This is a genomic window from Microbacterium sp. CH1 (assembly GCF_001595495.1).
Taxonomy (GTDB): domain Bacteria; phylum Actinomycetota; class Actinomycetes; order Actinomycetales; family Microbacteriaceae; genus Microbacterium.
The window spans coordinates 142527-169149 of the sequence record NZ_LOSO01000015.1 but is presented as its reverse complement, the minus strand read 5'-3'; the positions used below and the strand labels follow the sequence as shown (position 1 = coordinate 169149).

General features: G+C 69.1%; 26 protein-coding genes and 3 tRNA genes. 11 read left to right on the top strand and 18 right to left on the bottom strand.

Going from position 1 to position 26623, the window contains the following annotated elements:
- Positions 1-50: 50 nt before the first annotated feature.
- Both cls and AUV07_RS17810 read right to left on the bottom strand, forming a co-directional pair.
- The gene (cls, locus tag AUV07_RS09095) at positions 51-1511 is read right to left on the bottom strand and encodes a cardiolipin synthase (RefSeq protein ID WP_062635530.1); all 1461 of its coding nucleotides are present in this window, start codon (positions 1509-1511) and stop codon (positions 51-53) included.
- Between the two features lie 86 nt (positions 1512-1597).
- Positions 1598-1771: a hypothetical protein gene (locus AUV07_RS17810; RefSeq protein WP_180964499.1), complete on the bottom strand. Its 174-nt coding sequence runs from the start codon at positions 1769-1771 to the stop codon at positions 1598-1600.
- A gap of 112 nt (positions 1772-1883) precedes the next feature.
- On the opposite strand from AUV07_RS17810, the gene AUV07_RS09090 reads away from it, so the two are divergent.
- On the top strand, positions 1884-2993 hold the full coding sequence (locus tag AUV07_RS09090; protein WP_062635529.1) for a DUF4192 family protein: 1110 nt from the start codon (positions 1884-1886) through the stop codon (positions 2991-2993).
- A gap of 11 nt (positions 2994-3004) precedes the next feature.
- On the opposite strand, the gene lysS is transcribed toward AUV07_RS09090, so the two are convergent.
- Positions 3005-4537, bottom strand: coding sequence for a lysine--tRNA ligase (lysS, locus tag AUV07_RS09085; RefSeq protein ID WP_062635527.1), 1533 nt, complete (start codon positions 4535-4537; stop codon positions 3005-3007).
- An 86-nt stretch (positions 4538-4623) separates the two neighbouring features.
- Here lysS and AUV07_RS09080 point away from each other — a divergent pair, with 86 nt between their 5' ends.
- Positions 4624-6477: a DUF2207 family protein gene (locus AUV07_RS09080; protein WP_062635525.1), complete on the top strand. Its 1854-nt coding sequence runs from the start codon at positions 4624-4626 to the stop codon at positions 6475-6477.
- A gap of 27 nt (positions 6478-6504) precedes the next feature.
- On the opposite strand, the gene AUV07_RS09075 is transcribed toward AUV07_RS09080, so the two are convergent.
- The 10 genes from AUV07_RS09075 to hpt all read right to left on the bottom strand — a co-directional run bounded on the left by AUV07_RS09075 (position 6505) and on the right by hpt (position 15486).
- On the bottom strand, positions 6505-7197 hold the full coding sequence (locus tag AUV07_RS09075; RefSeq protein ID WP_062635523.1) for a DUF2520 domain-containing protein: 693 nt from the start codon (positions 7195-7197) through the stop codon (positions 6505-6507).
- Positions 7198-7199: 2 nt separating this feature from the next.
- Positions 7200-9269 (bottom strand): PH domain-containing protein, encoded by a 2070-nt coding sequence (locus AUV07_RS09070; RefSeq protein WP_062635521.1) that lies wholly within the window; start codon positions 9267-9269, stop codon positions 7200-7202.
- Positions 9266-9847: a PH domain-containing protein gene (locus tag AUV07_RS09065; RefSeq protein ID WP_062635519.1), complete on the bottom strand. Its 582-nt coding sequence runs from the start codon at positions 9845-9847 to the stop codon at positions 9266-9268. Before AUV07_RS09065 ends, AUV07_RS09070 begins: the two co-directional genes overlap by 4 nt.
- Positions 9798-10280 carry a DUF3180 domain-containing protein gene (locus AUV07_RS09060; RefSeq protein WP_062635517.1) on the bottom strand — a complete coding sequence of 161 codons (483 nt, stop codon included), beginning with the start codon at positions 10278-10280 and terminating at the stop codon, positions 9798-9800. The genes AUV07_RS09065 and AUV07_RS09060 overlap by 50 nt, the downstream gene beginning before the upstream one ends.
- Complete coding sequence (gene folK / locus AUV07_RS09055) at positions 10277-10816, bottom strand: 2-amino-4-hydroxy-6-hydroxymethyldihydropteridine diphosphokinase (protein WP_062635515.1); 540 nt, start codon at positions 10814-10816, stop codon at positions 10277-10279. The genes AUV07_RS09060 and folK overlap by 4 nt, the downstream gene beginning before the upstream one ends.
- The gene (folB, locus tag AUV07_RS09050) at positions 10813-11208 is read right to left on the bottom strand and encodes a dihydroneopterin aldolase (protein WP_062635513.1); all 396 of its coding nucleotides are present in this window, start codon (positions 11206-11208) and stop codon (positions 10813-10815) included. Before folB ends, folK begins: the two co-directional genes overlap by 4 nt.
- A gap of 34 nt (positions 11209-11242) precedes the next feature.
- Complete coding sequence (folP, locus tag AUV07_RS09045) at positions 11243-12052, bottom strand: dihydropteroate synthase (protein ID WP_062635511.1); 810 nt, start codon at positions 12050-12052, stop codon at positions 11243-11245.
- Positions 12049-12660, bottom strand: coding sequence for a GTP cyclohydrolase I (folE, locus tag AUV07_RS09040; protein WP_025104588.1), 612 nt, complete (start codon positions 12658-12660; stop codon positions 12049-12051). The genes folP and folE overlap by 4 nt, the downstream gene beginning before the upstream one ends.
- Before the next feature lies 1 nt (position 12661).
- Positions 12662-14662 carry an ATP-dependent zinc metalloprotease FtsH gene (gene ftsH, locus AUV07_RS09035; protein ID WP_062635509.1) on the bottom strand — a complete coding sequence of 667 codons (2001 nt, stop codon included), beginning with the start codon at positions 14660-14662 and terminating at the stop codon, positions 12662-12664.
- 272 nt (positions 14663-14934) lie between these two features.
- Positions 14935-15486 carry a hypoxanthine phosphoribosyltransferase gene (gene hpt / locus AUV07_RS09030; RefSeq protein WP_062635507.1) on the bottom strand — a complete coding sequence of 184 codons (552 nt, stop codon included), beginning with the start codon at positions 15484-15486 and terminating at the stop codon, positions 14935-14937.
- A 120-nt stretch (positions 15487-15606) separates the two neighbouring features.
- On the opposite strand from hpt, the gene AUV07_RS09025 reads away from it, so the two are divergent.
- Positions 15607-16197 carry a DUF937 domain-containing protein gene (locus tag AUV07_RS09025; protein WP_062635505.1) on the top strand — a complete coding sequence of 197 codons (591 nt, stop codon included), beginning with the start codon at positions 15607-15609 and terminating at the stop codon, positions 16195-16197.
- A 26-nt stretch (positions 16198-16223) separates the two neighbouring features.
- Here the strand turns inward: AUV07_RS09025 and tilS are convergent, their stop codons facing one another.
- A complete protein-coding gene (gene tilS / locus AUV07_RS09020; RefSeq protein ID WP_062635503.1) occupies positions 16224-17216 on the bottom strand; it encodes a tRNA lysidine(34) synthetase TilS in 993 nt (330 codons plus the stop codon).
- A 67-nt stretch (positions 17217-17283) separates the two neighbouring features.
- Between tilS and AUV07_RS09015 the strand changes: the two genes are divergently transcribed.
- Positions 17284-17940 (top strand): TMEM175 family protein, encoded by a 657-nt coding sequence (locus tag AUV07_RS09015; protein ID WP_062635501.1) that lies wholly within the window; start codon positions 17284-17286, stop codon positions 17938-17940.
- 44 nt (positions 17941-17984) lie between these two features.
- Complete coding sequence (gene ppa, locus AUV07_RS09010) at positions 17985-18476, top strand: inorganic diphosphatase (protein WP_025104593.1); 492 nt, start codon at positions 17985-17987, stop codon at positions 18474-18476.
- Between the two features lie 99 nt (positions 18477-18575).
- Here the strand turns inward: ppa and AUV07_RS09005 are convergent, their stop codons facing one another.
- Complete coding sequence (locus AUV07_RS09005) at positions 18576-19925, bottom strand: M23 family metallopeptidase (RefSeq protein WP_062635499.1); 1350 nt, start codon at positions 19923-19925, stop codon at positions 18576-18578.
- A gap of 210 nt (positions 19926-20135) precedes the next feature.
- Here AUV07_RS09005 and AUV07_RS09000 point away from each other — a divergent pair.
- The 3 genes from AUV07_RS09000 (at position 20136) to AUV07_RS08990 (ending at position 20454) form a co-directional block, all read left to right on the top strand.
- A tRNA-Glu gene (locus AUV07_RS09000) sits at positions 20136-20208 on the top strand.
- A gap of 31 nt (positions 20209-20239) precedes the next feature.
- A tRNA-Asp gene (locus AUV07_RS08995) sits at positions 20240-20313 on the top strand.
- Positions 20314-20381: 68 nt separating this feature from the next.
- Positions 20382-20454 (top strand) — tRNA-Phe (locus AUV07_RS08990).
- Positions 20455-20622: 168 nt separating this feature from the next.
- Here the strand turns inward: AUV07_RS08990 and AUV07_RS08985 are convergent.
- From AUV07_RS08985 to AUV07_RS08975, 3 genes are all read right to left on the bottom strand, one after another.
- The gene (locus AUV07_RS08985) at positions 20623-21570 is read right to left on the bottom strand and encodes a hypothetical protein (protein WP_029266130.1); all 948 of its coding nucleotides are present in this window, start codon (positions 21568-21570) and stop codon (positions 20623-20625) included.
- Positions 21571-21660: 90 nt separating this feature from the next.
- Positions 21661-22791 carry a site-specific integrase gene (locus tag AUV07_RS08980; protein WP_062635495.1) on the bottom strand — a complete coding sequence of 377 codons (1131 nt, stop codon included), beginning with the start codon at positions 22789-22791 and terminating at the stop codon, positions 21661-21663.
- A gap of 14 nt (positions 22792-22805) precedes the next feature.
- Complete coding sequence (locus AUV07_RS08975; RefSeq protein ID WP_062635493.1) at positions 22806-23543, bottom strand: helix-turn-helix domain-containing protein; 738 nt, start codon at positions 23541-23543, stop codon at positions 22806-22808.
- A gap of 95 nt (positions 23544-23638) precedes the next feature.
- On the opposite strand from AUV07_RS08975, the gene AUV07_RS08970 reads away from it, so the two are divergent.
- From AUV07_RS08970 to AUV07_RS08960, 3 genes are all read left to right on the top strand, one after another.
- Positions 23639-23833 (top strand): helix-turn-helix transcriptional regulator, encoded by a 195-nt coding sequence (locus AUV07_RS08970; protein ID WP_062635491.1) that lies wholly within the window; start codon positions 23639-23641, stop codon positions 23831-23833.
- A gap of 464 nt (positions 23834-24297) precedes the next feature.
- Positions 24298-26118 (top strand): hypothetical protein, encoded by a 1821-nt coding sequence (locus AUV07_RS08965; RefSeq protein WP_051667911.1) that lies wholly within the window; start codon positions 24298-24300, stop codon positions 26116-26118.
- A 39-nt stretch (positions 26119-26157) separates the two neighbouring features.
- Positions 26158-26574 carry a hypothetical protein gene (locus AUV07_RS08960; RefSeq protein ID WP_029266140.1) on the top strand — a complete coding sequence of 139 codons (417 nt, stop codon included), beginning with the start codon at positions 26158-26160 and terminating at the stop codon, positions 26572-26574.
- Positions 26575-26623 lie beyond the last annotated feature (49 nt).

The following is a 26623-nucleotide window of genomic DNA, read 5'->3' as shown; positions in this document are numbered from 1 at the left end:
GGGTAGCGACGGCTCCCTCGTCTCGAAACGGGGGTTGACGGATCGCGTGATCACTGCAGGGCGGACGTGAGCCGCGCGAGGTTGTCGAGCACGGTGGAGCGCAGCGGCTGCTGCAGCCACTCCTCGAGCGTCAGCTCCCTGCTCAGCGACCGGTACTTGTCCTCGACCTCGCGCATCTCGGCGACGAACTCCTCGCCGCGCACGAGCATCGAGACCTCGAGGTTCAGGCCGAAGGAGCGCATGTCCATGTTGCTGGAGCCGATGACGGCCACCTCGTCGTCGATCGTCAGGCTCTTGGTGTGGAGGATGTAGGGCTTCCGGTACATCCAGATCCGCACGCCCGCCCGGAGCAGCGCCTCGTAGTAGCTGCGCTGGGCGTGATAGACCATCGCCTGGTCGCCCTCCTCCGACACGAAGAGCTGCACCTCGACGCCGCGGTCGACGGCGGCGGTGACCGCGAGCAGCAGGGCCTCGTCCGGCACGAAGTAGGGACTGACGATCATGATCTGCTTCTTCGCCGCGTACAGGAGCGCGAGGAAGAGCCGCAGGTTGTTCTCCACCTCGAAGCCCGGCCCCGACGGCACCACCTGGCAGTCCAGGTCGCCGGAGCCGATGTTGGCGTGCGAGATGTCGATCTCCTCAAGCACGACGTCCGTCTCGCTGTACCAGTCGCTGAGGAAGATCGCGTTGACGCTCAGCACGACCGGCCCGTCCAGGCGGACCATCAGGTCGACCCAGTGCAGACCTCGGCGGATGTTCTTCCGCAGGTTGTATGTCGAGTCCGTGATGTTCTGCGAGCCCAGGAAGGCGATGTTGCCGTCCACGACGAGGAGCTTGCGGTGATTGCGCAGATCCGGACGCTGCATCTTGCCCTTGAGCGGCTGCACGGGGAGCATCAGGTGCCACTCCGCGCCCATCTCGTTCAGGCGGGCGATGGTCTGGCGGTAGCGCGGCTTGCCCCGATTCGCCCAGTGGTCCAGGAGCACGCGCACGGCCACGCCCCGCGCGGCCACCTCTTCGAGGGCGCGGAAGAAGTTGTCCGTCGAGTCGTCCGACTGCAGGATGTAGAACTCGACGTGCACGTACTCCTGCGCCGTGCGGATGGCCTCCGCCATCTCGTCGAGCGACTCCTGGTAGTCGGAGATGAGGTGGGCGCCGTTGTCACCGGAGAGCGGCAGGGCGCCGAGACGCTGGTTCATCTGCACGATCGGCCCGAACCAGGCGGGGGCGTTCGGCCGGAGCGTCCCGAAGTGGAGGTGCTCGCTCGTCTCCGCGATGTACTGGTTGATCTGCTCCTGTTTGCGTCGCCGTGCGCGCGGCAGGCGGGGGTTCCCAATCAGCAGGAACAGGAAGACGCCGACCACAGGGATGAAGAACACCGCGAGGAGCCAGGCCATCGCCGCGGTGGGACGGCGATTGCGCGGGATGACGATGATCGCAGTGACGCGGATGATGATGTCGAGCACCAGGACGAAGGCGGCGACCCACCAACCCCAGGACTCCGCGGTCATCACGCCCCCTCACCCACACCGAGGATGCTCACCCCGGGGCGCGCCGGACCGGGCGCGCTCGCTTCACAGTAGCCGATGGGCCGGACTCAGGAGCGCGGCGGCAGCCCGCGCGCGGCGCGTTCCTCGGCCTCGATCTGCGCGTGCACCTTGCGCTCCGTGCGATCGAACCGGAGGATGCCGCGAAGCACCACGAAGAAGACGATGCTGACGCCGACCGTCGGCAGGAGCGACCATGCCGCGGCGAGCCAGAAGTTGTCCATGTCTCCATCGTACGCGAGCGACTACTCGTGCACAGGTGGCGCTTCCCAGGATTCTCATCCACAGCGCCCCTCCGGTGCCCCGTCGAGTGTGGGAGCACGTCACCCTCTCCTCATGACAACCATGCTCCGCGCCTCCGACTCCGCCCAGTTCCTGGCCATCGTGCCCGCCCTCGCCGGCTTCACGCCACGCGAGAGCATCGTCCTCCTCCCGTTCCGCGGCTCCCGCAGCGACGGGGCGATGCGCCTCGACCTCCCCGATCACGTCATCCCCGTCCTCCACTACGCCGCGGGGGCCGTCGACCTGGTCGTCCGGGTGCCGGGGACCGACGCCCTGGCCGTCGTCGTCTACACCGACACCGCGGCGGAGCAGACGCCGGACGGTCTCGTGCTGCCACACGCGGTGGCAGTCGACACGCTTCTGGGTTGTGCCGAGGGCGCGGGGCTCCGCGTGGTCGAGGCCCTGTGCGTGACGCCGGAGGGCTGGAGCCGGTACGACGACACCGATCCGGTGCTGCATCCGCTGACCGACATCGTTCCGCCGCCCGCGGCCGCCGCGCTCGGCGACGTCTCGGGAGACCAGTTCTCCGGAGCGGCCTTGCCATCCGCCCCCGCCGCGGAGGCTCGCCAGGTCGCCCGCATCCTGCACGGCCTCGACCGTGCGCTCGGACCGGAGCGCACGACGCGCGCCGGCGAGCCGCAGGTGATCGCCGCCGCCGCTCTGCTCGACGACATCCCCGCGTTCCTCGAATCGGTTCTCGAGGCTGCGGACCCGCTCCCGCCTCTCACCGCCGCCGCGCTCGTGTGGTGCCTGGGGCGACCACCGGTCCGCGACACGGCGATCGCGCAGTGGGCGACCGACCATCGTCAGGGCATCCGCACCATGGAGGCGCAGCTCGCCTTCACCGCCGCCGGGGCGCCCGTGCCCGACGACATCGGGCGCGTGTTCCTCGGCCGCGGCACGGCGCCGGACGGCGAGCGACTCCGCACCGCGCTTCGTGCCGTGCGCCAGGCCACGGCACGGGCGCCGCGGGAGGCACGCCCCGGCCCGCTGACCGTGGCGGCCTGGTTGTCCTGGGCGCTCGGACGCGCCACGCACGCGGGCCGCTACCTCGAGATGGCTCGGGAGATCGACCCGACGTACAGTCTCGCGCTGCTGCTCGACGCCATGATCGGCGGGGCGGTCCTGCCGGAGTGGGCTTTCCGTGGGCGGCGCGGAGAATGAGCGCCTCGCCGCTACTTGACGAGCGGGAAGAGGATGGTCTCGCGGATCCCCAGGCCGGTGATCGCCATCAGGAGACGGTCGATGCCCATGCCCATCCCTCCGGACGGCGGCATGCCGTGCTCCAGAGCCCGGAGGAACTCCTGGTCGATCGGCATGGCCTCGACGTCGCCGCGGGCGGCGAGCTTCGCCTGCTCCTCGAACCGCTCACGCTGGATGACCGGGTCCACGAGCTCGGAGTACCCGGTCGCCAGCTCGAATCCACGGATGTAGAGGTCCCACTTCTCCACGACGCCCTCGACGGAGCGGTGCTCCCGCACGAGCGGCGAGGTATCGACGGGGAAGTCCATGACGAACGTCGGCCGGACGAGGTCGCCCTTCACGAAGTGCTCCCAGAGCTCCTCGACGAGCTTGCCGTGCGTGGCCTGAGGCGGCACGTCGACGCCGTTCGCCTCGGCGAAGGCGATCAGGTCCGCGACGGCGTCCGTCGGCGTGACGGTCCGCCCGGAGGCGTCCGACAGCGACTCGTACATCGAGATACGGTCCCACTCGCCACCCAGGTCGTATTCGGTGCCGTCCGCCCACGTCACCGTGGTCGACCCGGCCACCGCGATCGCGGCCTGCTGCACGAGTTCCTGCGTCAGTGCCGCCATCTGGTTGTAGTCGCCGTAGGCCTGGTAGGCCTCGAGCATCGCGAACTCCGGGCTGTGCGTGGAGTCGGCGCCCTCGTTGCGGAAGTTCCGGTTGATCTCGAAGACCCGCTCGATGCCGCCGACGACCGCGCGCTTGAGGTACAGCTCCGGGGCGATGCGGAGGTAGAGCTCCGTGTCGAACGCGTTGGAGTGGGTGACGAACGGGCGAGCGGACGCGCCGCCGTGCTGCACCTGCAGCATGGGCGTCTCCACCTCGAGGTAGCCGTGGGACGCGAACGTCGCCCGCAGGCTCGCGTTCACCGCCGCACGCGCACGCACGGTCGTCCGCGCCTGCTCCCGGACGATGAGGTCGAGGTAGCGGCTGCGGACGCGTCCTTCTTCGCTCAGCTCGGCGTAGGCGTTGGGCAGCGGGAGGATCGCCTTCGACGCGATGGTCCAGTCGTCGGCCATGATCGACAGCTCGCCGCGACGGCTGGAGATCACCTCACCGTGCACGAAGACGTGGTCGCCGAGGTCGACGTACTCCTTCCAGTCCGCGAGCGACTCCTCGCCGACGTTGGCGAGGGAGACCATCGCCTGGATCCGGGAGCCGTCGCCGGCCTGGAGCGTCGCGAAGCAGAGCTTCCCGGTGTTGCGGCTGAACACCACGCGGCCGGCGACACCGACGACGACGCCGGTCTCGGCGCCGGGCTCGAGGTCTCCGTACTCCGCGCGCAGCGCGGGAATGCTGTGCGTCACGGGCACGGCGACCGGGAACGCACCGCCGCCGGCGTCCGTGCGCTTCTCGATCAGACGCTCGCGCTTGGCGAGGCGGACGGCCTTCTGCTCGTGGATGTCCTCTTCGGCGGAAGGGGCGGCCGAGGCCGTTTCGGGCGCGGCGGACGCGTCAGTCATGTGCGGGGCTCCTTGGAAGTCCTCCCCAGTTTACCGAGATGGCGCGGGACGTCCTCGCCGCGCGGCGTGCTGGGTAGCCTCGAGGCATGGCCCCCACTCGGATCCTCCGCGCGAGCGCCGTCGTCGCTCTCGCCACCGTCCCCGTCCTCGCGCCGGAGATCGCCGTCGCGGCGGCCCCGGCGACCGCGACCACCGGCGTCTCCGCCGCCGACGTGGACGACTTCTCCTACGCCTCCTGGGACGCGGTGTACAACGTCGGGCTCGACGAGGACGGGCGGGCGCGCATGCAGGTGACGGAGACCGTCGTCGCGCGATTCCCCGACGCCGACCAGAACCGCGGCATCGTGCGGGGGCTGGCGACGACGTACAAGGACGCCGCGCTCGACACCCGGGTGCTCGCGGTCACCGACGAGGACGGAGCCGCCATCCCGTACGAGACCGACGAGGACGACGGGACGCTCTTCGTCCTCACCGGCGACGACGACTTCGTCCACGGCCTGACCACCTACGTCATCGAATACGAGATGCGCGACATCATCGTCGGCAGTGCGCCCGATGCATCCGGTTCCCGTACCGCGGACGAGTTCTACTGGGATCTCCTCCCCCTCGACAGCACGCAGCCGATCGAGGCGTTCCGGGCCGACATCCGCTTCGACCCGGCGCTGGCCACCCATCTCACCGGCGCGACGAAATGCTACATCGGCCCTGCCGGATCCACGGCTCCCTGCGAGCTCGCGGGGCCGATCGCGGGCGGGGAGGGCGCGACGTTCCATGTCGAGGCCCGGTCGCTTCCCGCCGGGGACGGGGTGACGGTGGCCGTCGGCTTCGCACCGGGGACCGTGACCCAACCGGCCGCCCGCCTGCCCGATCCCGTCGCCGACCTCGGGCCGGTGCTCGCTGCGGTCGGCGCCGTCGGCCTGTCCGCGGCCGGCTGGGCGGCCACGGTGGGCTCGGGACGACGTCGGCGCCGCGCCACCGGGATCATCGTGGCGCAGTACGAGGTCCCCGACGACCAGCCTCCCCTCCTCGCGGCCGCGCTCCTCCCTGGTGCCAAGAACGTGGTGCCCGCCGAGATCGTGCACCTCGCCGTCCGCGGCGCCCTGCGCATCGAGGAAGGCGCATCAGCCGAAGCGCCCCGGCTGCGACGACAGCCCCACGGCAGGGCGCCGAGCCCCCTCGATCAGGCTGCGCTCGACGCGCTCTTCCTCCACGCGGATGCGGACGGCGTCGTGGACCTGCCGACCGAGAGCGAGGCCTTCGCGACGCGGATGACCGCGCTGACGACGAAGGGCCAGGAGGAGGCCTCCCGCCGCGGGCTGACGACCACGGCGCGCAGCCGCACTGCCGTCATCCTGCAGTCCGTGGCCATCGCCGTCGCCGTGGCCGGTCTCGTCGTCGCCATCGTGGCCGTGGCATCCGGACGCCTGTCCGCCGGCCCCGCGCTTCTCGCCATCTCCGTCGGGACGCTGCTCGTCGCGGCGTCCAGTTTCTTCACCTTCTCACGGCACACAGTGCTGACGCCGGAAGGTGCGCAGGCGTACGAGCATCTGCAGGGGGTGCGCGAGTTCATCCGCGTCGCGGAGGAGGACCGGTTGCGGATGCTGCAGTCCTACACCGGCGCAGAACGGCGCACCGAGGAGGGGGCGGACGTCATCCATGTCTACGAGCGCCTCCTCCCCTACGCGATGCTGTTCGGCATGGAGGACGAGTGGGGCCGGGTGCTGGAGAGTGCCTACAGTCGGGAGGCGCACGGCCCGACCTGGATCGGCGACCCCACGTCCTTCGCCCTCCGCACGTCGCTCGTGGCGTTCATGAGCTCCTCCACGGCGGCCGCGACCTACTCGGCCCCGTCCACCGGCACCTCGTCCGCTACTGGCGGCTCGTTCGGCGGCGGGTTCTCCGGGGGCGGAGGCGGAGGCGGCTTCTCCGGCGGACGCTGAGGCCGAGCCGACGCGCCGGGAAGGCGATCAGACCAGCGGGGGCGGATCCGAGGCGTCGCGCAGCGCCCGCTCGACCGTCGACTGCACCAGAGCCGACAGGAAGCCACCCGGGTTCTCGACCCCGATGTCACGGAGCCGCGAGGTCGACTGTCCGATGATCGAGCGGGAGAACTCCGTGGCCGTGGCGATCGCGTCGGCGTAGGCGGCACGGTCGGCTTCCGCGATGACCACCGGTTCGCACCCCATCTCCACGGCGAGCGCCTGAGCGATCGGGAGCACGGCGGCGGGAGCGGTGACCGCCGCGAAGCCCGCCTGCAACTGCCGGAGGTCGATCGAGGTCCCGGTGAACGTGATCGCCGGGTGCACCGCCAACGGGATGGCACCGCGCTCCGCCGCCGGGCGCAGGACCTCGATGCCCTGCGCCGGATCGGTGTGCAGGACGAGCTGGCCGATCTGCCACCCGCCCAGCTCCGCGATGCCCGAGACGAGGGCCGGAAGCTCGGCGGAAGGGACCGCGAGGATCACCAGTTCGGCGCGCCGCACGACCTCCTGCGTGTCCAGCACCGGGACGCCCGGGAGCACCGCGGACGCACGCTCGTCGTCCGATCCGCTCGTGATCCCGACGATCGCGTGCCCGGCTCCGGCCAGTGCCGCGCCGATCACCGGACCGACGCGCCCGGCCCCGACGATGCCGACGCCGAGGCGCCCGTCGCGCACCACGCTCACTCCTCGCGCGACGTGTCCGGTCGCGCCGGCGGGGTCGGACCGGTCGGCGCCGGAGAGATCGAGGGGGCAGCCGTCTGCGGCGGTGGCGGCGCGACCGGCGGCGCCGGCGGCGGAGCGACCGGAGGCGCCGTGACCGGCGGGGCCGGCGGCGGCGCGACCGGGGGCGCCGTGACCGGCGGAGCCGGCGGCGGCGTCACCGGAGGAGTCCGGACGGGCGGGACCGGCGGAGTCGCCGCCCCCGGAACACCGGTCGCCGGAGCCGGCGGCGCGAACGGGGCCGGCGGAGCGGGCGGAGCAGGCGGTGCGGATGCCGCCCCTCCGAACGCGGGAGACGCCGGCGTCGTAGGACCACCGAACACCGGCGGAGCGGGCGGTGCGACCGGAGTTCCGGCCACGGCGTGCTCGCTCCAGCGGTGCGTGTGGTCTCGGGACGCCGCCTCGGCCGCGGCGACGCTGACCTCGTTGAGCAGTGCGAGGGCGTCGGCGCGCTCGAGCCCGGAGAGGAGGCCGGTGATCGGCCCGGGCACGGTGTGCACCTGTGCACCGGAGACCCCCTGGGCCCGGTCGATGGGCCCCTGGCTCAGCGACACGCCCTGGAGACGCGCGAGCGGGAAGACCGCGAGCTTGCGCCACACGATGCCGCGGCGCAGGAGCAGACCGTCCGTCGTCACCGTATAGCCGTGCCGCTTCCAGGAGAACGGTCGCCGCCACCAGGCCCGGCGCGGCATCGTCCGATAGGGGTCGGCATCGGTCGGACCGACGACACCCTGGTCCCACAGCGCGGGGATGCTCTCGGCCGGCACGTCGGGCAGCACGAGAGACAACACGCGCTCGACGTCGGCGCGCTTGCCGACCGGGAGCACGACGTTGAACTGCTGACCGCTGCTCGACGACTGCTGCGCGGCGCTCTTGCCGCTCATGCGGTTGATCTTGATGGTCCACCAGCCGAACGGCCGCCACAGCAGGGACTGCGACACCTCGACCGCGAAGATGCGGCCCGGCGGAAGGGTCTCGGTGACCGTGGTGAGCAGGCCGTAGGTGATGCGCACGCCGTCGGGGGTGGGCGCGATGGAGTAGCGCAGCGACTTGGAGATCTGCGCCCAGGTGATGCCGACCACGGCGATGACCATGGGGACGCCCATGCCGAGCCCGATGCCCAGCAGCACCACCCCGCCGTCGGGATCGCCATCGACGAGGATGCCGATGAGGGTGCTGCCGATCGCGATCGCGAAGATCACGCCGAAGAAGACCAGCCACAGCAACCCGGAGATGAGCTGCGAGCCGATCAGCCGGCCGGCCGGGATCTTGACGACGCTCTCGGGGACGACGTCCTGCAGGTCCACGCCGGCGAGCAGGCCGTTGACGCCCTCGTTCATCGAGCCGACGAGTTGTGCCCGAGCGGAAGCCGGAGCGGTCCCGTTGGACGGCGCGCCGCTCTGCGGATCCAACGCCGCGTGCCGAGCGGCTCGCGCACCGGAGGCCAGGCGCAGGATCTCGGCGCGCACCCCTTCGGCGCGCGGCGTGGCCAGGTACTCGAGCGCGACGTTCGCATCCGTGCCCGCGCCGACGACCTCGAGCTTCGCGAGGCCGATGATGCGTGCGGGGAACGGCCGCGTGAGGTTCACGCCCTGCACACGGTCGAGCGGGGCGCGACGGTGCGACCGGAAGATGATGCCCTTGCGCACCTCGACGTGCTCCCCGGTGATCCGGAACTGCTGGAAGCGCCAGACGAACCAGAAGATGGCCACGAGCACCACGACGAGCGCCAGGACACCCAGCAGGGCAATCAGGGCGAAGTTGTTGGCGAGCACCCAGTCGACCGGATCGCCGCCGGTGTAGTCGTCGTAGTGCGCCTCCTCAGGCGCGAACTGCCCGACGAGCCAGGCGATGACGCGGTCGCGCATGTTCGCGATCACGATGCCGCCGACGATGATGAGCGCCAGGCCGCCCTTGAAGAGCGGCGTCAGCGGATGCATCCGGTGCCATTCGCCGTCCGCGAGGTGCGTCGACGGCGCGCCCGCGGAGGTCTGCCCCGGCGCGGCGGTGGGGAGCTGCGACTCGCTCACAGTCCGGTCCGGCGGGTCTCGGCGACCTGGATGAGTGTGTCGCGCAGCGCCTCGGCCGCCGCCTGGGTGAGGCCGGGGATCTGCACGCCGGTGGTCGCCGCCGCGGTGACCATCTTGAGCTGGGAGATGCCGAACGCCCGGTCGAGGGGCCCCTGGGTGATGTCCACGAGCTGCATGCGACCGTACGGCACGGCGATCATGCGCTGCCAGAGGATGCCCTTGCGGAACACGATGTCGTCCGCCCGCAGCATGTAGCCGATCGCGCGCGCCTGACGCGGGAGGATGACCAGCGTCACGAGGGTGATGAGGATGATGACCCCGGCCGGGATCCACACCCAGTCCTGTTCGAGCACGATGTTCAGTACGACGGCCGCCGCCACGACGAGCGCCAGGAAGATGACGTTCTGCACGATCTGCGACACCACGTAGCGCGGCGAGATCTGGTGCCAGGTGCCGTCGAGCTCGAGGCGGGCCTCGTTGCGCGCCGTGCGCAGGCCCGTGTAGGTGCCCTGGTCGAGGGCGCCGAGGTCAGTGCCCTCCGCCGGGTTCAGGGGCGCGGTCTCTGGGTTCTGAGTCATCAGGATCCTTCGGCAGGGTGCAGAACTGTTCGGCGACGAGAGCGGCGATGACGAGCACGACCGCACTCGCGATCAGCGCCACCATGGCCACAGTCGACCCTATCGGGGGATCGATGGGGCGCGTGAGGAGGAAGGCCAGCAGGCCCGCCCCGAAGCCCGCCAGGATCGCCCCCAGCAGACTCGACGCCCGCGCGAGGGTCGCGGCCCGGAGGGCACGGAACGGGTCGATGCGCACCCCGGAGCGGACGCTGCGCCGCACCGGCCAGGCCACCCCGAGCGATGCGCCCGCGATGAGGACGAGCAGCACCGGGAGGAAGAGGGACGGCGTGAACGTGGCCCGCCCCGTCGCCGTGAGCGTCTGGTCGAGGATGAAGCCGGCCCCGGCGCCGACGAGCGCGAGGACGGCGAGAAGTCCGGCGGAGGTGCGCTTCATCCCTCGCCTCGCGCGCGAAGGTCCGCCGCCAGATCGGCGACCCGGCCGCGCCCCACGAGCTCGGCGTCGGGGTCGACGTCGAGCCACGGCTCCAGGACGAACAGCCGCTCCGCCGCCCGCGGATGGGGCAGCTGGATCCGAGGGTCGTCCGAGACGACGTCGCCATAGGCGATGAGGTCGAGGTCGAGAGTGCGGTCGCCCCACCGCTCTCCGCGCACGCGGCCGTTCTCGTCCTCGATGGCGTGCAGCATGCCGAGGAGGATCTCGGGAGCGAGCCGGGTGGTCACCAGGGCCACCGCGTTCACGTACCCGGGCGCGTCCGGATCGGGGCCGTCCACGCGCACCGCCACCGTCTCGAATAGGCGCGAAAGGCGCACGTCCGAGACGAGCGGAAGCCGAGCGATGCGCGCGGCCGCGGCACGGATCGTCTCCTCGCGGTCTCCGAGATTGGCGCCGAGCGCGACGACCGCCACCGTCTCGGGGCGCGGAGCTCGGGGGCCCGGCACCTCCGGCGGGCGGGAGAGGTTGCGGCTCATGTGGTGATGTCCTCCAGCGACTCCGGAGCCCGCGTCCGATGCACCGTCACGGCCACGTCGCCGAAGGTCAGAGCGATCGGCGCCTGCGGCTTGTGCACCGTCACCGTCACCTGCTGCACGCGGCGGTCACCGAGGGCGACGTCCGCGATCCGCTCGGCCAGGGTCTCGATGAGGTTCACCGGCTCCCCCGCGACGACCGCGGCCACCCGCTGCGCGAGCTCGCCGTAGTCCACGGTGTCGGTCACATCGTCGGACGCGGCGGCCTGTTCGAGGGAGAGCCGCAGCCGGAGGTCGACCGTGAACTCCTGCCCGTTCTCCCGCTCGTGCGGGTAGACGCCGTGGTGGCCGAACACGGTCAGCCCTGTCAGCACGATCTCGTCGAGGAAGTCCATGCCTCTAGGGTACGGCGACGCTCCGACCTCGCACTCAGCCTTCCCAGGCGCGGGTGATCGCGAGGGCGTCGCGGGTGGCCGCGACGTCGTGCACGCGTACCGCCCAGGCGCCGGCGCGCATCGCGAGCGCACTCGTCACCGCGGTGGCCAGGTCCCGGCGCTCCTCGGTCACGCCGTCACCGCCCGGCGCCGCCTCCTGCAGCACGTCGGCGAGGAAGCGCTTGCGCGACGTCCCGACCAGCACGCGGAAGCCGAGACCCACGATCTCGTCGAGGCCCCGCAGCACGTCCCAGTTCTGGGCACCGGCCTTGGCGAACCCGATACCGGGGTCGACGATCAGGCGGGAGGGCGCGATCCCGGCGGCGGCCGCCTCCCCGATGCGCTCGCGCAGCTCGCCGGCCACCTCCCGGGCGACGCGCCGGTAATCGGCGTTCGCGTACATGTCGGCGGAGAAGCCCCGCCAGTGCCCGATCGCGAAGTCGGCTCCCGACTCCGCCACCGCGGCGCGCATGTCGGGGTCGGCGAGTCCGCCGGAGACGTCGTTGACGATGCGCGCTCCCGCGCGCACGGCGGCCGAGGCGGTCGACGCGTTGAGGGTGTCGATGCTGACGACGGCACCGGCCGCCGCGAGCTGTTCGACGACCGGAAGGACCCGGCGCTGCTCCTCGTCCACCCCGACGCGTTCCGCGCCCGGCCGGGTCGACTCGCCCCCGACGTCGAGGACGGACGCCCCTTCCGCGCGCAGACGGAGGCCGTGGGCGACCGCGCGGTCTGCGTCGAGATACCGCCCGCCGTCGCTGAACGAGTCGGGGGTGACGTTCACGATGCCCCAGATGCCGGTCATGCGCGCGACGTCCCGGCCCCCGGCACGGTCATGCCGATCAGGGTCACCAGCTCTGCACGCGCCACGGGATCCGTGTAGACCCCGCGCGCCGCGATGGTCAGCGTCGAGGCCTCGGTCTGCCGCCCTCCCCGCATCGTCACGCAGCCGTGGCTGGCATCGAGTACGACGAGCACGCCGCGCGCGTCGAGGTTCTCGGCGATCGTGTCGGCGATCTGCTCCCCCAGCCGCTCCTGCACCTGCGGCCGCGCGGCGAGGATCTCCACGACGCGCACGAGCGCACCGAGGCCGACGACCTGCTCGCCCGGAAGGTAGGCGATGTGCGCATGCCCTGCGAAGGGCAGGAGGTGGTGCTCGCACACCGAGCGGAAGCGGATGTCGCGCAGCAGCACCGCGCCGGACGGCAGGGTGTCCGGCGCCGGCCCGCGGGTCACGCTGATCGTGTGGGCGAGCGGCTCGGCGGGATCCTCGCCCACCCCGGCGAAGAACTCCGCGTAGAGCTCGGCCATCCGGGAGGGCGTCTGCTTGATCCCCGGACGATCGGGGTCCTCGCCGATCGCCTCCAGGAGTTCCCTGGTGAGCCGCTCGACGCGTCCCTTGTCGACGGTCACGTCACGCCGTCGCGGGACGAGGGTTGCCCGCTCCGGCGGAGCCCTGCTGCGGACGCGGCGGGGCCGTCGGCGCCTCGACCGAGGCGGCGAGCGAGACGTCCTTCTTCGGGACCTCGATCGGCGGCCGCTCCGAGACCGGGCGGTCCTCGCTGGACAGCCACAGCGGACGCTCGGGGAGCTTCTTCACCTCGGTGAAGATCTCGGCGATGCGGTTGTGGTCGAGGGTCTCCTCCTCGAGGAGCGCGAGGGCGAGACGGTCGAGGATGTCCCGGTTCTCGCTGAGCACCGCGTACGCCTCGTTGTGCGCCTGCTCGATGAGCGCCCGCACCTCGGCATCGACGCGCTCCGCGACCTTCTCGGAGTACTCGCGGCCACGGCCCATGTCGCGCGCGACGAACATGTCGCCGCCCTCGGTGCCGAGCTTGACGGGGCCGACCTGCGTCGTCATGCCGTACTCGATGACCATCTTGCGGGCGATCGAGGTCGCCTTCTCGATGTCGTTGGAGGCGCCGGTGGTGGGGTCGTGGAAGACGAGCTCCTCGGCGACGCGACCGCCCATGGCGTAGGTGAGCTGGTCCTGCAGCTCATTGCGGGTCACGGAGTACTTGTCGTCGAGCGGCAGCACCATCGTGTAGCCCAGCGCCTTGCCGCGGGGAAGGATCGTGATCTTCGTCACGGGGTCGGTGTAGTTCATCGCCGCCGCCGCGAGCGCGTGTCCGCCCTCGTGGTACGCCGTGATGAGCTTCTCCTTGTCCTTCATCACGCGAGTGCGACGCTGCGGACCGGCGATCACGCGGTCGATGGCCTCGTCGAGGGCGCGGTTGTCGATGAGCTGCGCGTTCGAGCGGGCCGTGAGCAGCGCGGCCTCGTTGAGCACGTTCGCCAGGTCCGCACCGGTGAAGCCGGGGGTCTTGCGGGCGACGACCTCGAGGTCGACGTTCTTCGACAGCGGCTTGCCCTTGCTGTGCACCTCGAGGATCTTCTGGCGGCCCTTGAGGTCGGGGGCGTCGACACCGATCTGACGGTCGAAGCGGCCGGGGCGCAGCAGCGCGGGGTCGAGGATGTCGGGACGGTTGGTGGCCGCGATCACGATGACGTTCGCGTTCGGGTCGAAGCCGTCCATCTCGACGAGCATCTGGTTCAGCGTCTGCTCGCGCTCGTCGTTGCCGCCGCCCATGCCGGCACCGCGGTGGCGGCCGACGGCGTCGATCTCGTCGATGAAGATGATGGCCGGAGCGTTCTCCTTGGCCTGGCTGAACAGGTCGCGCACGCGGGAGGCGCCGACGCCGACGAACATCTCGACGAAGTCGGAACCGGAGATCGAGTAGAACGGGGCTCCGGCCTCACCGGCGACGGCGCGGGCGAGGAGGGTCTTTCCGGTTCCGGGAGGGCCGTACAGCAGCACGCCCTTCGGGATGCGGGCGCCGATGGCCTGGAACTTCGCCGGGTCCTGCAGGAACTCCTTGATCTCGTGGAGCTCCTCGATGGCCTCGTCGGCACCGGCGACGTCGGCGAAGGTGACCGTCGGTGTCTCCTTGTTGACGAGCTTGGCCTTGGACTTGCCGAACTGCATGACCTTGCCGCCGCCGCCCTGCATGGACGACAGGAGCCACCAGAACAGCAAGCCGAGCAGCACGAGGGGAAGCAGCAGGGAGAGGAAGCCGTCGAACCAGGTCGCGCGCGGCACGGCGTCGTTGAAGCCGTCCTTCGGGGCGGCCGCATCGATCGCGGAGACCACCTCGTCGGCGCGGGCCTCGACGTAGTAGAACTGGACCTTCTCGGAGCCCTCGAACGGCTTGGACAGCGTCATGTCCACGCGCTGATCGCCGTCGGTGGTGACGACCTCGGTCACGGTCGTGCCGGAGAGCAGCTCGAGCCCCTCCTGCGTCGTGATCTGCTTCGGCGCACCGAGGTTCGAGATCAGCAGGAATCCGCCGAAGAGCAGCACGCCGATCAGAGCGACGTAGATCAGCGGATTGCGGGTGAGCTTCTTCACATCCATGGTCGGATCAGCGTATCGCCTCCGTGCTAGGGGGCCGCTGTGCGTTCACCCACGGCGCAACGCCCCGCCGCTGGGTCGCTGAGCCCGCCCGGGCCCGGAGCCCACCCAAGTCGCTGAGCCCGCCCGAGCCCTGAGCCCGCCTGGGTCGCTGAGCCCGCCTAGGTCGCTGAGCCCGCCTAGGTCGCTGAGCCCGCCCGGGCCCTGAGCCCGCCTGCGTCGCTGAGCCCGCCTGGGTCGCTGAGCCCGCCTGGGTCGCTGAGCCTGTCGAAGCGTCAGCTGTACACGTGCGGCGCCAGCACCGCGACGTCGCGGAGGTTGCGGTAGCGCTCCGCGTAGTCGAGTCCGTAGCCGACGACGAATTCCACGGGGATGTCGAAGCCGACGTACTTGCAGTCGATCTCGACCTTCGCGGCCTCCGGCTTGCGCAGCAGCGCGAGCACCTCGATCGACTCCGCACCGCGGGACTCAAAGTTCTCCAGGAGCCAGCTCAGGGTGAGGCCCGAGTCGATGATGTCCTCGACGATGAGCACGTGCTTGCCGTGCAGGTCGGTGTCGAGGTCCTTCCGGATCTGCACGACACCGCTCGACTTCGTGCTGGCGCCGTAGCTCGACACCGCCATCCAGTCCATCGGCGCGTGGAACGGCAGCGAGCGCGCGAAGTCGGCCATGACCATGACCGCGCCCTTCAGCACGCCGACGAGGATGAGGTCCTTGCCCTCGTAGTCCTTCGCGACCTGCGCCGCGAGCTCGTCGAGCTTGGCGTGGATCTCCTCCTCGGTGACGAGGATCTGTGCAAGGTCGTCCTGGATCTCCGCGGCGCGCATGGATCGATTTTAGGCGACGCGGCGGTGTGCTCCGGTCGTGGGCGCGCACCTCCCCCGCAGGTCGACACCGCACTACTCTGACGGTGACGCGGGCGCACGCCCCGACGGAAGGAGATCCCCATGGCGACCCAAGACATCCTCAGCCAGGTCCCCCTCGACGACATCGCGCAGAAGCTCGGAGTGTCGCGCGACGAAGCCAAGGTCGCGGTCGAGCAGGGTGGCGCCGTGCTCCTCGGCGGGCTGGCCAAGAACGCGGAGAGCTCGGAGGGATCGGCGGCCATCGAGAAGGCCCTCGGCAAGCACCGCGGTGCGTCGAGCCCGGCGACGGTCGACGACATCGACCAGGAGGACGGCGAGAAGATCGTCTCCCACATCCTCGGCGGGAAGGAGAAGGAGGTCACGAAGGAGCTGACGGAGTCGAAGGCGACTCCGGGCATCGACTTCGGAAAGCTCCTCCCCATCCTCGCGCCGATCGTGATGGGCCTCATCGCCAACGCGACCAAGGACAAGACGGCGAAGGCGGACGCGGGCACGGAGGGCTCCGGCGGGATCGGCGACGTCATCGGCGGCATCCTCGGCGGCGGCGACTCCGGTTCCGGCGGCGGGTTGGGCGACGTGCTGGGTGGCCTCCTCGGCGGCGGCAAGAGCGGCTCCGGCGGCGGCATCGACCTCGGCGGCATCCTCGGCGGCCTCTTCGGCGGCAAGAAGTAGGACGTGACGCCGCCGCGGCCTGAGATTCAGCGGGTCGCGGCGGTGAACACGATCCGGCCGCCCTGGCGCACGGCAGCGCACCCCGGCAGGTCGATCGGCCCTTGACCCGACCAGTCGGTCACGAGGCGGGCGACCTCGATCGTCTGCGCGCGGCTCAGGCTCGCCCCGAACTCGCTGTCGACCACGAGACGGATGATGCGGTTGCGCAGCGCGGCCGGGTTGGCGGCGAGCGCGGCGACGCTCACCGAGATCCCGGCCTCCGCGTGCTCGACGATGTCCTCGATCGTCTCGTGGATCATCTCGTCGAACGCCTCCGCGTCCTCCCGGAGCTGCTCGGCGGTGCGCGCCAGCGCCTCGGCGATACCCGGACCGAGCTGTGTCTCCAGCACCGGGAGCACGTGGCGGCGCACCCGCACCCGCGTGTAGCGGTCGTCGGTGTTGTGGGGGTCGTCCCACGGCTGCAGCTCCGCCGCGGCGCAGAAGGCACGGGTGGTCTCGCGGCGCACGCCGAGCAGCGGGCGCAGCCACCGGAGGCCGTCGTCGTCCTCCCGGTCCGGCGCCATGCCCTGCAGGCTCGTCGCCCCGGAGCCGCGGGCGAGTCCGAGCAGAACCGTCTCGGCCTGATCGTCGAGCGTGTGACCGAGCAGAACCGCCCGCGCGCCGATGTCGCCCGCCGCGTCCCGGAGCACGCGGTAGCGCGCGTCCCGCGCGGCCGCCTCCGGACCACCGCCGCCGTCGACCTCGACACGGACGACGAGCGCCTCCAACCCGAGTCGTCCGGCGATGCGTGCCGTCTCGGCGGCGACCTCGGCGGACCCGTCCTGCAGACCGTGGTCGACCGTCACCGCGGTCGCACGCACCCCGACTTTCGCGGCCTCGAACGCGGTGGCCGCCGCCAGTGCGAGCGAGTCGGCACCGCCGGACACCGCGACGACGACGGTCGAGCCCTCGGGCAGGTCGGCGAGCGCGGTGCGCACGGCGAGGCGGATCTCGGCGACGGCGGGGTCGAGGGAAGGCATCCCTCCACGCTAGGGCACCGCCTCGGCTGCCGTGTCGCCCGAAACCGCGCAGGGCTATCCTGGCGCCGTGACCGGTCGCTCCCCTGCTCCGTCGTTCCGCCCTGAGCGCTTCAAGGCGTTCGTCGATGCGGTCGTGGCGATCGCGATGACGTTGCTGATCCTGCCGCTCACGGACTCGGTCGCCGAGGCGGCCGCCGATCACCTGGATACGGCAGAGTTCCTCACCGCACACGCCGGCCAGCTTCTGAGCTTCGGATTGAGCTTCCTCCTCATCGCGGTGTTCTGGATGGGGCATCACAGTCAGTACCGGGACGTCCAGGCGGTCACGCCCGCGCTGCTGTGGATCAACGTGGCGTGGATGGCGACCATCGTGTGGCTGCCGGTGCCGACGGCGATGATCGGTCAGATGGAGCCCGACCCTCTGCAGGCGGTCCTCTACATCGGCACCCTCCTTCTGACGCAGGTCACGACACTCGCCGGCTGGCTCTATCTGCAGCGGCACAGGGAGCTCATCACGGCACCCCCGGCGGTGATCCGCGGCGGAATCGCCGGTGATCTCGCGGCGATCGTCCTCTTCGCGGTCGCCCTGGTCATCGCCGTCGCCGCGTCGCCGAACGGCTACCTGGGGCTGCTGGTCCTCCTGTTGAGCAGTCCTCTCTCACGCTTCCTGAATCGGATCGTCCAGCGGCGGCACCGGGACAGCCATCCCGCGACCCCCGAGTAGGCTGGTCGGCGGCATCCCAACCGATCTTCCTGAGGAGCACACGCATGGGCGCACACGACGCCGTCATCGAGATCCCGCGCGGCAGCCGCGTGAAGTACGAGGTCGACCACGAGACCGGGCGAGTGCACCTCGACCGCGTGCTCTACACGACCTTCGGCTACCCCGCTGACTACGGCTACTTCGACAACACGCTCGGCGAGGACGGCGACCCGCTCGACGTGCTGGTGCTCCTCGACCACCAGATCTACCCCGGCGTCGTCGTCGAGGTCCGCCCCGTCGCCGTGCTGAAGATGAGCGATGAGGCCGGCGGAGACGACAAGCTCGTCGCCGTGCTCTCCAAGGACCCGCGCTGGGCCCACATCCAGGACATCGACGACGTTCCGGAGTACACGAAGAAGGAGATCGCGCACTTCTTCGAGCACTACAAGGACCTCGAGCCCAACAAGTGGGTCAAGGTCGACGAGTGGGGCAACGCCGCCGAGGCGCAGCGCATCCTCGACGAGGCCATCGTCCGCTTCGGCGAGCAGGGCCACTGACCTTATCTGGGTCGCCGACCTCTCTGGGTCGCTGAGCCTGTCGAAGCGAAGACCCCCGGACGCCAGGCGTCCGGGGGTCTTCTGCTGTCCAGCCGTCCGTCAGACGGAGATGCCCTTGCCCGCCATGAAGTCGATGGGGTTCGTGTAGCGGCCGTTGATGTAGACCTCGAAGTGCAGGTGGCAGCCGAAGGAGCCGCCGGTGTTGCCGGCGTAGGCGATGACCTGTCCGGCCTCGACCCACTGGCCGCTGCGCACGGCGAACCCGCCGGGCTTGATGTGCGCGTAGCCGGTGGCGATGCCGCCGCCGTGCTGGATGCGGACGTAGTTGCCGTAGCCGCCGTTGTAGAAGGCTGCGTCGACGGTGCCGGAGTGGGCGGCGTAGATCGCCGCGCCGCAGCCGTTAGCGAGGTCGACGCCGTAGTGCCAGCTCGATGAGCAGCCGTTGGCGTTGCACTGCTGCGAGCGGGGGCCGTAGCCGGAGCTGCGGTAGCCACCGTGCGGACGCACCCAGCCACCGCTTCCCGGGGTGCCACCTCCGCCGCTGTTCCCCCCGGCGTTCGCGGCGGCCTCGGCGGCCTCGCGGCGCTTGCGCTCCTTCTCGCGCTCCTCGACGCCCTTCTGGTAGCCGGCGACGGTGGTCGCGGTGGTGTCCTTCAGCGCGGCGAGCTGCGCCTGCATCGTGGCGAGGTTCGCGGACTGCTCGTCGAGAGCGGCCTGGGCGGCGTCGGCGGCCTGCTGCGCCGCGACCATCTTCTCCTCGGCGATCTTCTGGAGCCGGTCGCGCTCGTCCCGGGCGACGACCGCCTGGTCGCTGAGGGACTGCGCGGAGTTCCGCGCGGCGACCGCGTCGTTGTAGACCGTCTGGTTGTACTCGAGGAGCTTGTCCATCGAGCCGAGGCGGGCGAGGAGCTCGTCGGCGTTGGCCGCGGAGCCCGCGAAGAACAGCTCCAGCGACGTGTCGTCACCGCCGTTGCGGTAGAGCTGGGCGGCGACCTGACCGGCCTTGCGGGCGGACTCATCGGCGACGGCGGCCTGCGCGTCCGCCTTCTCCTGCAGCGCGTCGGCCTCCGCGATCGCGGCGAAGTAGGCCTGCTGCGCGTTGTAGAACTCGGTCGAGGCGACCTCGGCGGCGGCCTGCGTCTCGGAGACCTTCTGCGTGAGCGACTGGATCAGCCCCTCGATGCGCGTCACCTCAGCGGCCTTGGCGGCCTCGTTCTGCTTGGCCTTCTGCACGTCGTCCCAGCTCGGGTACGACGCGGCGTGGGCGGCCGTGACTCCGGACGTGATGCCGAACGCGCTGAGGGCGACGACGCTGAGCGCGCCGAGTCCGAGAGCGCCGCGGCGGCTGATGCCGTCGCCGAAGAGGGTACGGCGCTCCGTCGGGGTGGGCGCACACCCGCAGTCCGCGGATGCCGCGAGTGCCGCATCCTGCGTGGTCTTGTCGTTCACACGGCCCCTTCCGCCGGTTTCACAGATGCCACAGTAACAACAACCTTCACACCAGCACCAGGCTCGTGGAGCGTAGGAAACGGCATCCCCGACCCCCCATCGTCCCGCTCGAACACGCCCGGGGGAAGCCGGTTCGGGGCTCGATTCGCGATTTGCCCGAATGATCCCTTATGCTTGAGCGTCGGCAAGGAAGTCCCCCGGGACTGACTCGGCCCCATCGTTTAGCGGCCTAGGACGCCGCCCTTTCACGGCGGTAGCACGGGTTCGAATCCCGTTGGGGTCACTCCATCCGATACAATTGAAAACACCAGTATGGCCCTGTAGCGCAGTTGGTTAGCGTGCCGCCCTGTCACGGCGGAGGTCGCGGGTTCAAGTCCCGTCAGGGTCGCTCCGTGCGACGAGCTCTTTCTTCGGAGAGGGCTCTTCGTCTAGGACGCGGCAGCATCATCGCCGCGCGGCTCTGTAGCTCAGTTGGTAGAGCGTTCGACTGAAAATCGAAAGGTCACCGGATCGATGCCGGTCGGAGCCACTGGAACCCTCGCGTAGCTTCTACATCGCGGGGGTTCTTTTATGCGCTTATCAGGGTTTTTCCGCGTCAGCGACTGCCTCCCTCCGGGCAGGCTCTGGGGTTTTCAGTCGTGGACTCCGCACAAACTCCGCACTATCAGGCTCAGGCAGCAGCGTCGCCCGAACGCAACTAGCGCCCAATCCTGACCCCAAAGTCTCGATGCATCCCCAGAGATAGAAGCCCCGTGTAGTTGCTAGCGAAGGGCACGGCACGAAGGTGGTCAATCAACGCTCGCTGACGAATCGTCACTGAGCCCTGTTCACCAGTCAAGCGCGCCTTCGCCACCGCGTGGATCGCGTCGATCTCGTCGGCGAAAGCGGATGCAACTGCGAGGTTGATGGAAGGGAACGCGAACTGGATCGTCTCTCGCCACTGTTGCACCCCCTCTTCGGCGCTAGGACCCTTGCTGAGGAACCGGATGGACGGTCCGTGGTGGTCGATGATCACGCCATTCGGGTCCTCCTCGCTACCGAGGCGCAGCCCGGATTTCCGAGGTTGCACTGCAAGCCCGTGCTTCGTCGAGTTGTACACGTTAGCCTCGCGGGCGAGCAGCGCGGCTGCCCGAGTCAAGAGAAATCGAAGGACGTCAGCGTCCTCTGTCCATGCCTCCGCGGATACCTCAGCAGGCGCATCGAGCCTGCCGCGGAATACCTCGCGCAATAGCTCATTGCGCGGAGGGCTGGTCAACAAGTCGCCCGCCATCTGCTTGAACTTCGCGAAGCTCGTCAACGACGAGAGCTTCAGCGGCGGACAAGGCTCCGGTTCCACGTGCGCGAAGTACAACCGCAGGAGTGCCTCCGCCGCGAGGTACATGATCGAGATCGACTCGACCACAGCGAATCCGTCGATCTCTTCGTCGTCTAGTGGCACCTCTAGCTCGACGCCCATACCCCACGCACGGACACCTCCAACGAGCGCGGGATGCAAGGCGGCATCGGCGTCGCCGAGGGCGACGAGCAACGCGATTCGAGTTCGCAGGTACTGCGATGGTGAATGCGAATAGAAGTCACGGTTCAGCTCGTCCGCAAGATTCAGCCCGCTCGCAGGATCAGGCGCCGGCGGCTGCTCATCAGTCATCGATGGATCGTATCCGCAGCCACGGACACTACGATCGGGTAGAGCGGAAGCCCTCTCCTCACTCCGCCCCGGGCTGCTTCTCGCACCGGATTAGATCAGCCCGTCCAGCTTCTGGCCCATGATGCCTGCAGCTTTGGTGGAGCCCTTGATGGTGTTCATGTACACGTCCTGGGTCATGCTCGGGTTCTCGTGTCCGAGGTAGTCGGCGATCTCTGTCGCGGACAGTCCAGCCTTGTCAAGAATCGTGGCTACCGACTTTCGGAACGCGTGCGTTGACAATCCCGGGTACCCCAGGCCGTCGCGACGGTCTCGAAGCTCCCGCTGCGTGTTCGAGGGATCGCGAGGGCGCATCAGCGGAGTCGGGAAGATGAGGTTGGTATCGGCGCGCAGCCTCTCGTGCCGCTTGTGAAGGAGGAGCATGGTCGCTTCCGGCAAGTGGGTGGTACGCGCGGACTTGTCGGTCTTCGCGAACTCCTGCCGCACAATTCCCCGCCCCTTCACACGCACATTCTGCGCGACAACGGAAGCTGTGCCGGCGGCGAAGTCGATAGCGCTCGCTTCGAGCGCGCACACCTCGGCCACTCGCCACCCTGACGCGAGCATGAACGTGATCAGATCCACCGTGTCCCACTCGTTGAGCTTCTCGTCCTCACGGACGCGCTGGAGAAACATCGGCAGTTCGTCCAACGGGATTGCGGTGCTGCCCTTCTTCTTCCTTTGGGTGACGCGCTCGAGCTCACGCACGGGGTTGTGCGACAAAGCCCCGTTCCGCACCGCTAGGCCGAGCATGCCACTCAGCGCCGATCGGCAGTTCTTTGCTGCCCCCGGGCCGGCTTCCTTCTCAACGGCGTTAAGGAACTTCTGCAGCCGTTCAGGTGTGGCCTCGGCGACTGAGAGGTCGCCGATCCGGGGCGCGATATGAGCGGTGACTGCATAGCCGTAGGTCTCCAGCGTGCCTTCTGAGCGCCCCAACTCACGCCGGGACTCCAAGAACCTCTGGCCGAGGGCGCGGAGGTGCGTTGCCGGTTTCAGCTCGCCACCGCGGTCGGCCTCGATCGTGGTCAGCGCATGCCTCAGCGCGGCCGTCGCCTTGGCCTTGCTCGGCGCGTGCTTCTCGATCTGGCGGGATTTGCCGTCCGCGAAACGATACCGCGTGCGGGCACGCCACTTCCCCGGCTGAACCTCGGCCACGTGGATGGTGCCGTAGGTTCCGATCGCCATTCGAGGTCTGGCCATCAGACTTCACCGTCGGTGGATGCGCGGAGTTCGTCAATGAGCACACGCGTGACGCGCCCACGCGCCTGCGGCGTGCTGTCCTCGCCGGCACGGAGCAGGGCCTCGACTTCAAGGGAATGGCCCCAGAGTCGCGCCGCGTACTGCTGAAGCAGAGGTGGGCGTATCCCAAGCTTCTTTGCCGCCCGAGACTCTGCAAGGCTCACACTAGGCCGACGAGCGCTCTGACGCGTGTCACGGTCGGGCACCTCCGTCATGGCCCCCCACTGTGCATCCACCTGGTCATACGACTCGGACTTCCTGCCGTGCACCCTCATATGCTCAAGGGCCGCCATCTCGAGTTCCTCGTCCCACTCGTGATCCCCACCTATCGGCGCGGCGCCCACGTGCGCATAGTCGCCATCCTCGAGCGCGATCGGTGCGCCCGACAGTACGCGGTTGACCCACTCCCGCCGCACGGGCTGATCCTCACGGAGCTCGTACGGCCGTTCCAGCAACTCCGCAGCCCCAAGAAGGTCGGCGAGTCGAAGCGGCTCACCAGAGAGCTTTCCAAGTGCGAGTGCGAGCGTGAGAAGCGTCGGAACCGTCGGCGCAGCCTTGCCCCGCTCAATCGCCTGGACGCTAGACAGGCTCCACGTTGCTCCGTAATCGCGTCCAACGGTCGCGATCGCCTCAAGGGTAATCCCGTGCCGCCGCCGGTAGGCGGCAAGAAATCCGCCCACCGCTTCCGCGTATGCCATTGATTCCATGCTTACAAGTTACCAGAATCATGTAGCTTGTGTTACGGTACCTCACAAGTTACAAATTTCTGGTACTCGCTATCAAAGGACTCCGCATGACACAGACGACGAACACCCTCCTCGACGTTCACGATCTCTCCGCCCAGACCGGCATGTCTGTGTCGACTATCTACCGCAAGCGGTCGCTCGGTGAGCCGCTCCCCCGGGCCGTGAAGATCGGCGCCGCTGTTCGCTGGCGTCAGGCCGATGTCGACCGTTGGATCGAGGAGCAGCTCGAGCCGGCGATGTGATGCGTCCTCGCCGGACCCATTGCGCGCGGAAACCGTGCGGAACTTCGAGGCAACTGTCGGGACCGACACGTTCCGCGTGGTGTTCCGCACGTGGCGCGCCCCGCCGTCGCCTAGATAACCCGCGCACGGGAGCGGAGATGCGGACGGAACCCCATCACTTCTCTATTGGCACCTCGGAGGCGAAATAGGTGCAGTCCGCGCAGGAGAAGTGCGGGGGTGACTTCCGCACTACCGATCTTCCTCGGCTCCCGGGAGCGTGCCTGCTCTTGCCTCGCCCCCGAAGCGGCCTGCTGGTGCTCAACACGCGCACGGCAGGGTGCAGGCGCGGATACGAAGGGACCGCAACCACAAGATCGACATCACGCTCGAACCCTGAGCGAGCACTACCCATACGGAAGAAACAAAAAGGGCCACCGAGCTGCAACTCGGCGACCCCATGGCGGATCTGAAAGGAGATCCTGCATTTGACTACCACCAGCGTACCTGAAGACCGCGATATCCCCGAGGCGCTCGGGAAGCGGTCCACCGCGCAGCAGCTCGTTGAGTTGGCCCTCGATCACTACGACCTTCACGTCGATACCGATGGCAAGCCTTTCGGTGTTCGCAAGGGCGGTCACGTAGCGATTCCTCTCCTCGGCAGCAGACGCTCCGTCCGCAAGGAACTCGGCGGCATGTACCGGCGTCGGACCGCTCGCACAGCCTCGCAGAACGCGTTGACTGAGGCGATGAGCGCGCTTGAGTACGAGGCGGAGGAGAGTTTCGAGCCCATCAAGCTGCACCTGCGCACGGCGCGCCCCAGCGACGACGAGATCTTCATCGACATCGGCGATCGCAGTGAGCAGGTCATCCGCGTGACGGCAGCCGGCTGGGAGATCCTCGACGGCGACGATGACCTTCCCGTGCTGTTTCGCCGCACCGCCGTGACCGCCCCTTTGCCCGTCCCTGCGCGCGGCGGAAACCTCGACGCATTGTGGGAGTTCGTCAATCTGCCGGCCTCGGACCGCGGCTTGATCATCGGCTGGCTCGTCGCTGCGACGATCCTTGTCGGTCTTCCGTGCCCGGCCTTGGCTCTGCTCGGTGAACAGGGAACCGCCAAGACCAGTAGTGCACGACGGCTCTTCTCCCTGTTCGATCCGACCACCGCGCCGGTGAGGCGCCCACCGAACGATGCGGACCGGCTGCTTCACGCCGGGGCTCACTCGCGCGGCGTGGTCTTCGACAATATGTCGTCGATGCCGCGTTGGTTGTCGGACGGCTTGTGCCGATTCGTGACCGGTGAAGCTGATGTCGACCGCGCGCTGTACACCGACGACGACGTGCGCATCATGCAGGTGCAGGGCGTCCTGGGATTCACCAGTATCGATATCGGCGTTCTCAACGGCGACCTCGCCGAGCGATGCGTCTGGGGAGATCTTGAGGTGATCCCCGCAGACAGGCGTCGCTCAGAACGCGAGTTGAACTCCGCTTGGAACGCGAGCTACGCCTCGATGGTGGGTGCATTGTTGGACCTTGTTGTTCTGACCTTGCAGCAGCTGCCCGTCGTGAAACTCGGCAACAAGCCTCGGATGGCGGACTTCGCCGAGATCTTGGCCGCTCTTGATCATGCAACGGGGTCAGACACTCTGAGCCGTTACCGGCGGGCGCAAGATTCTGTCGCCGAGGACATCGTGAGCACCGACCAGTTCCTGGTGGCGATCACCGAGACGATCAAACGTCGCTGGACGGGTACCGGCAAGGCCCTTCACGAGCTCTTGCGCAGACCCTCGGACGATCGCTATTGGCCCGAGCCTCGTGGCATGAGTGGCAAGCTCCGGCGAGTGGCTCCGGATCTTCGAAAGGCAGGGTGGCAGATCGACGAGATCAAGCCGGACCCGACCACCAAGCGTTCCAAGACTTGGGTTCTGGTGCCTCCGGATTCCGCCATCTCCGATGCGGATCTTGCGAGCGTGAAACTGACCCGCGAGTTCGTCGCTGAAGACGTTCGAGCGTGGATCGCTAGGTTCATGGCGAACGGGGCCACCGCCTCATGCGCCACCGACCACGGATCCGCTGCGAGCTCGGGCTTCCCTATCACTTGCCGGACGCCCGGCTGCACTGCCGGCTGGCGCTCCGAGTGGGACACGCCGTTGCAGCGGTCCCGAGCGCTGACCTCACGACTCGCGGACGAACTCACGGCTCTCGGTATCAGCGTTGCTGACCTGGACCAGTACGTCGGCAGCGATCCCTTTGCACCTCCGGGTAGGGGCGAGGAGACCGTAGCCCCACCTAAGACCGAGCCCCGTTGATCGGGGCTGACCACTACACCGCACCGTTAGGAGAACACCATGCGAAGGACCCGTAGTCAGCTCCGAGCTGCGCAGATCGCCGCGCTGCAGGCCGAGCAGGACGCCTACGACAAGAACGTGAACGACGCGATCAAGGTCGCGGCGTTCGCACGCTGTGACGCCGTCGAGCAGCTGTACGAGCTTCTCGACGTCCAGCCTGAACCACCCATCATTCGTGATGGCAAGCACGGCCGCTACGAGGTCACGTCCGATAAGGACGAGGCCAAGCGCGCTGCTCGCCTCATCGAGGCTGTCACCGTCCTGCTATCAATTGAGGAGCAGCCTACGACGCAACCAGTCGGCAGTGATCGTCAGGTTCCTGCTCAGGCAGCTGAGAGACCGCCGCAGGCGGCTTCTCCGGCCCTGGTCGCGACGACTTCAAGCACGCCGACGGCGGTCAAGCAGCCAGCCGCCTGAGCGTTGCGTCGCCCGCGGCCCCGTGCGGTCGCGGCGAGTAGAGAAACCC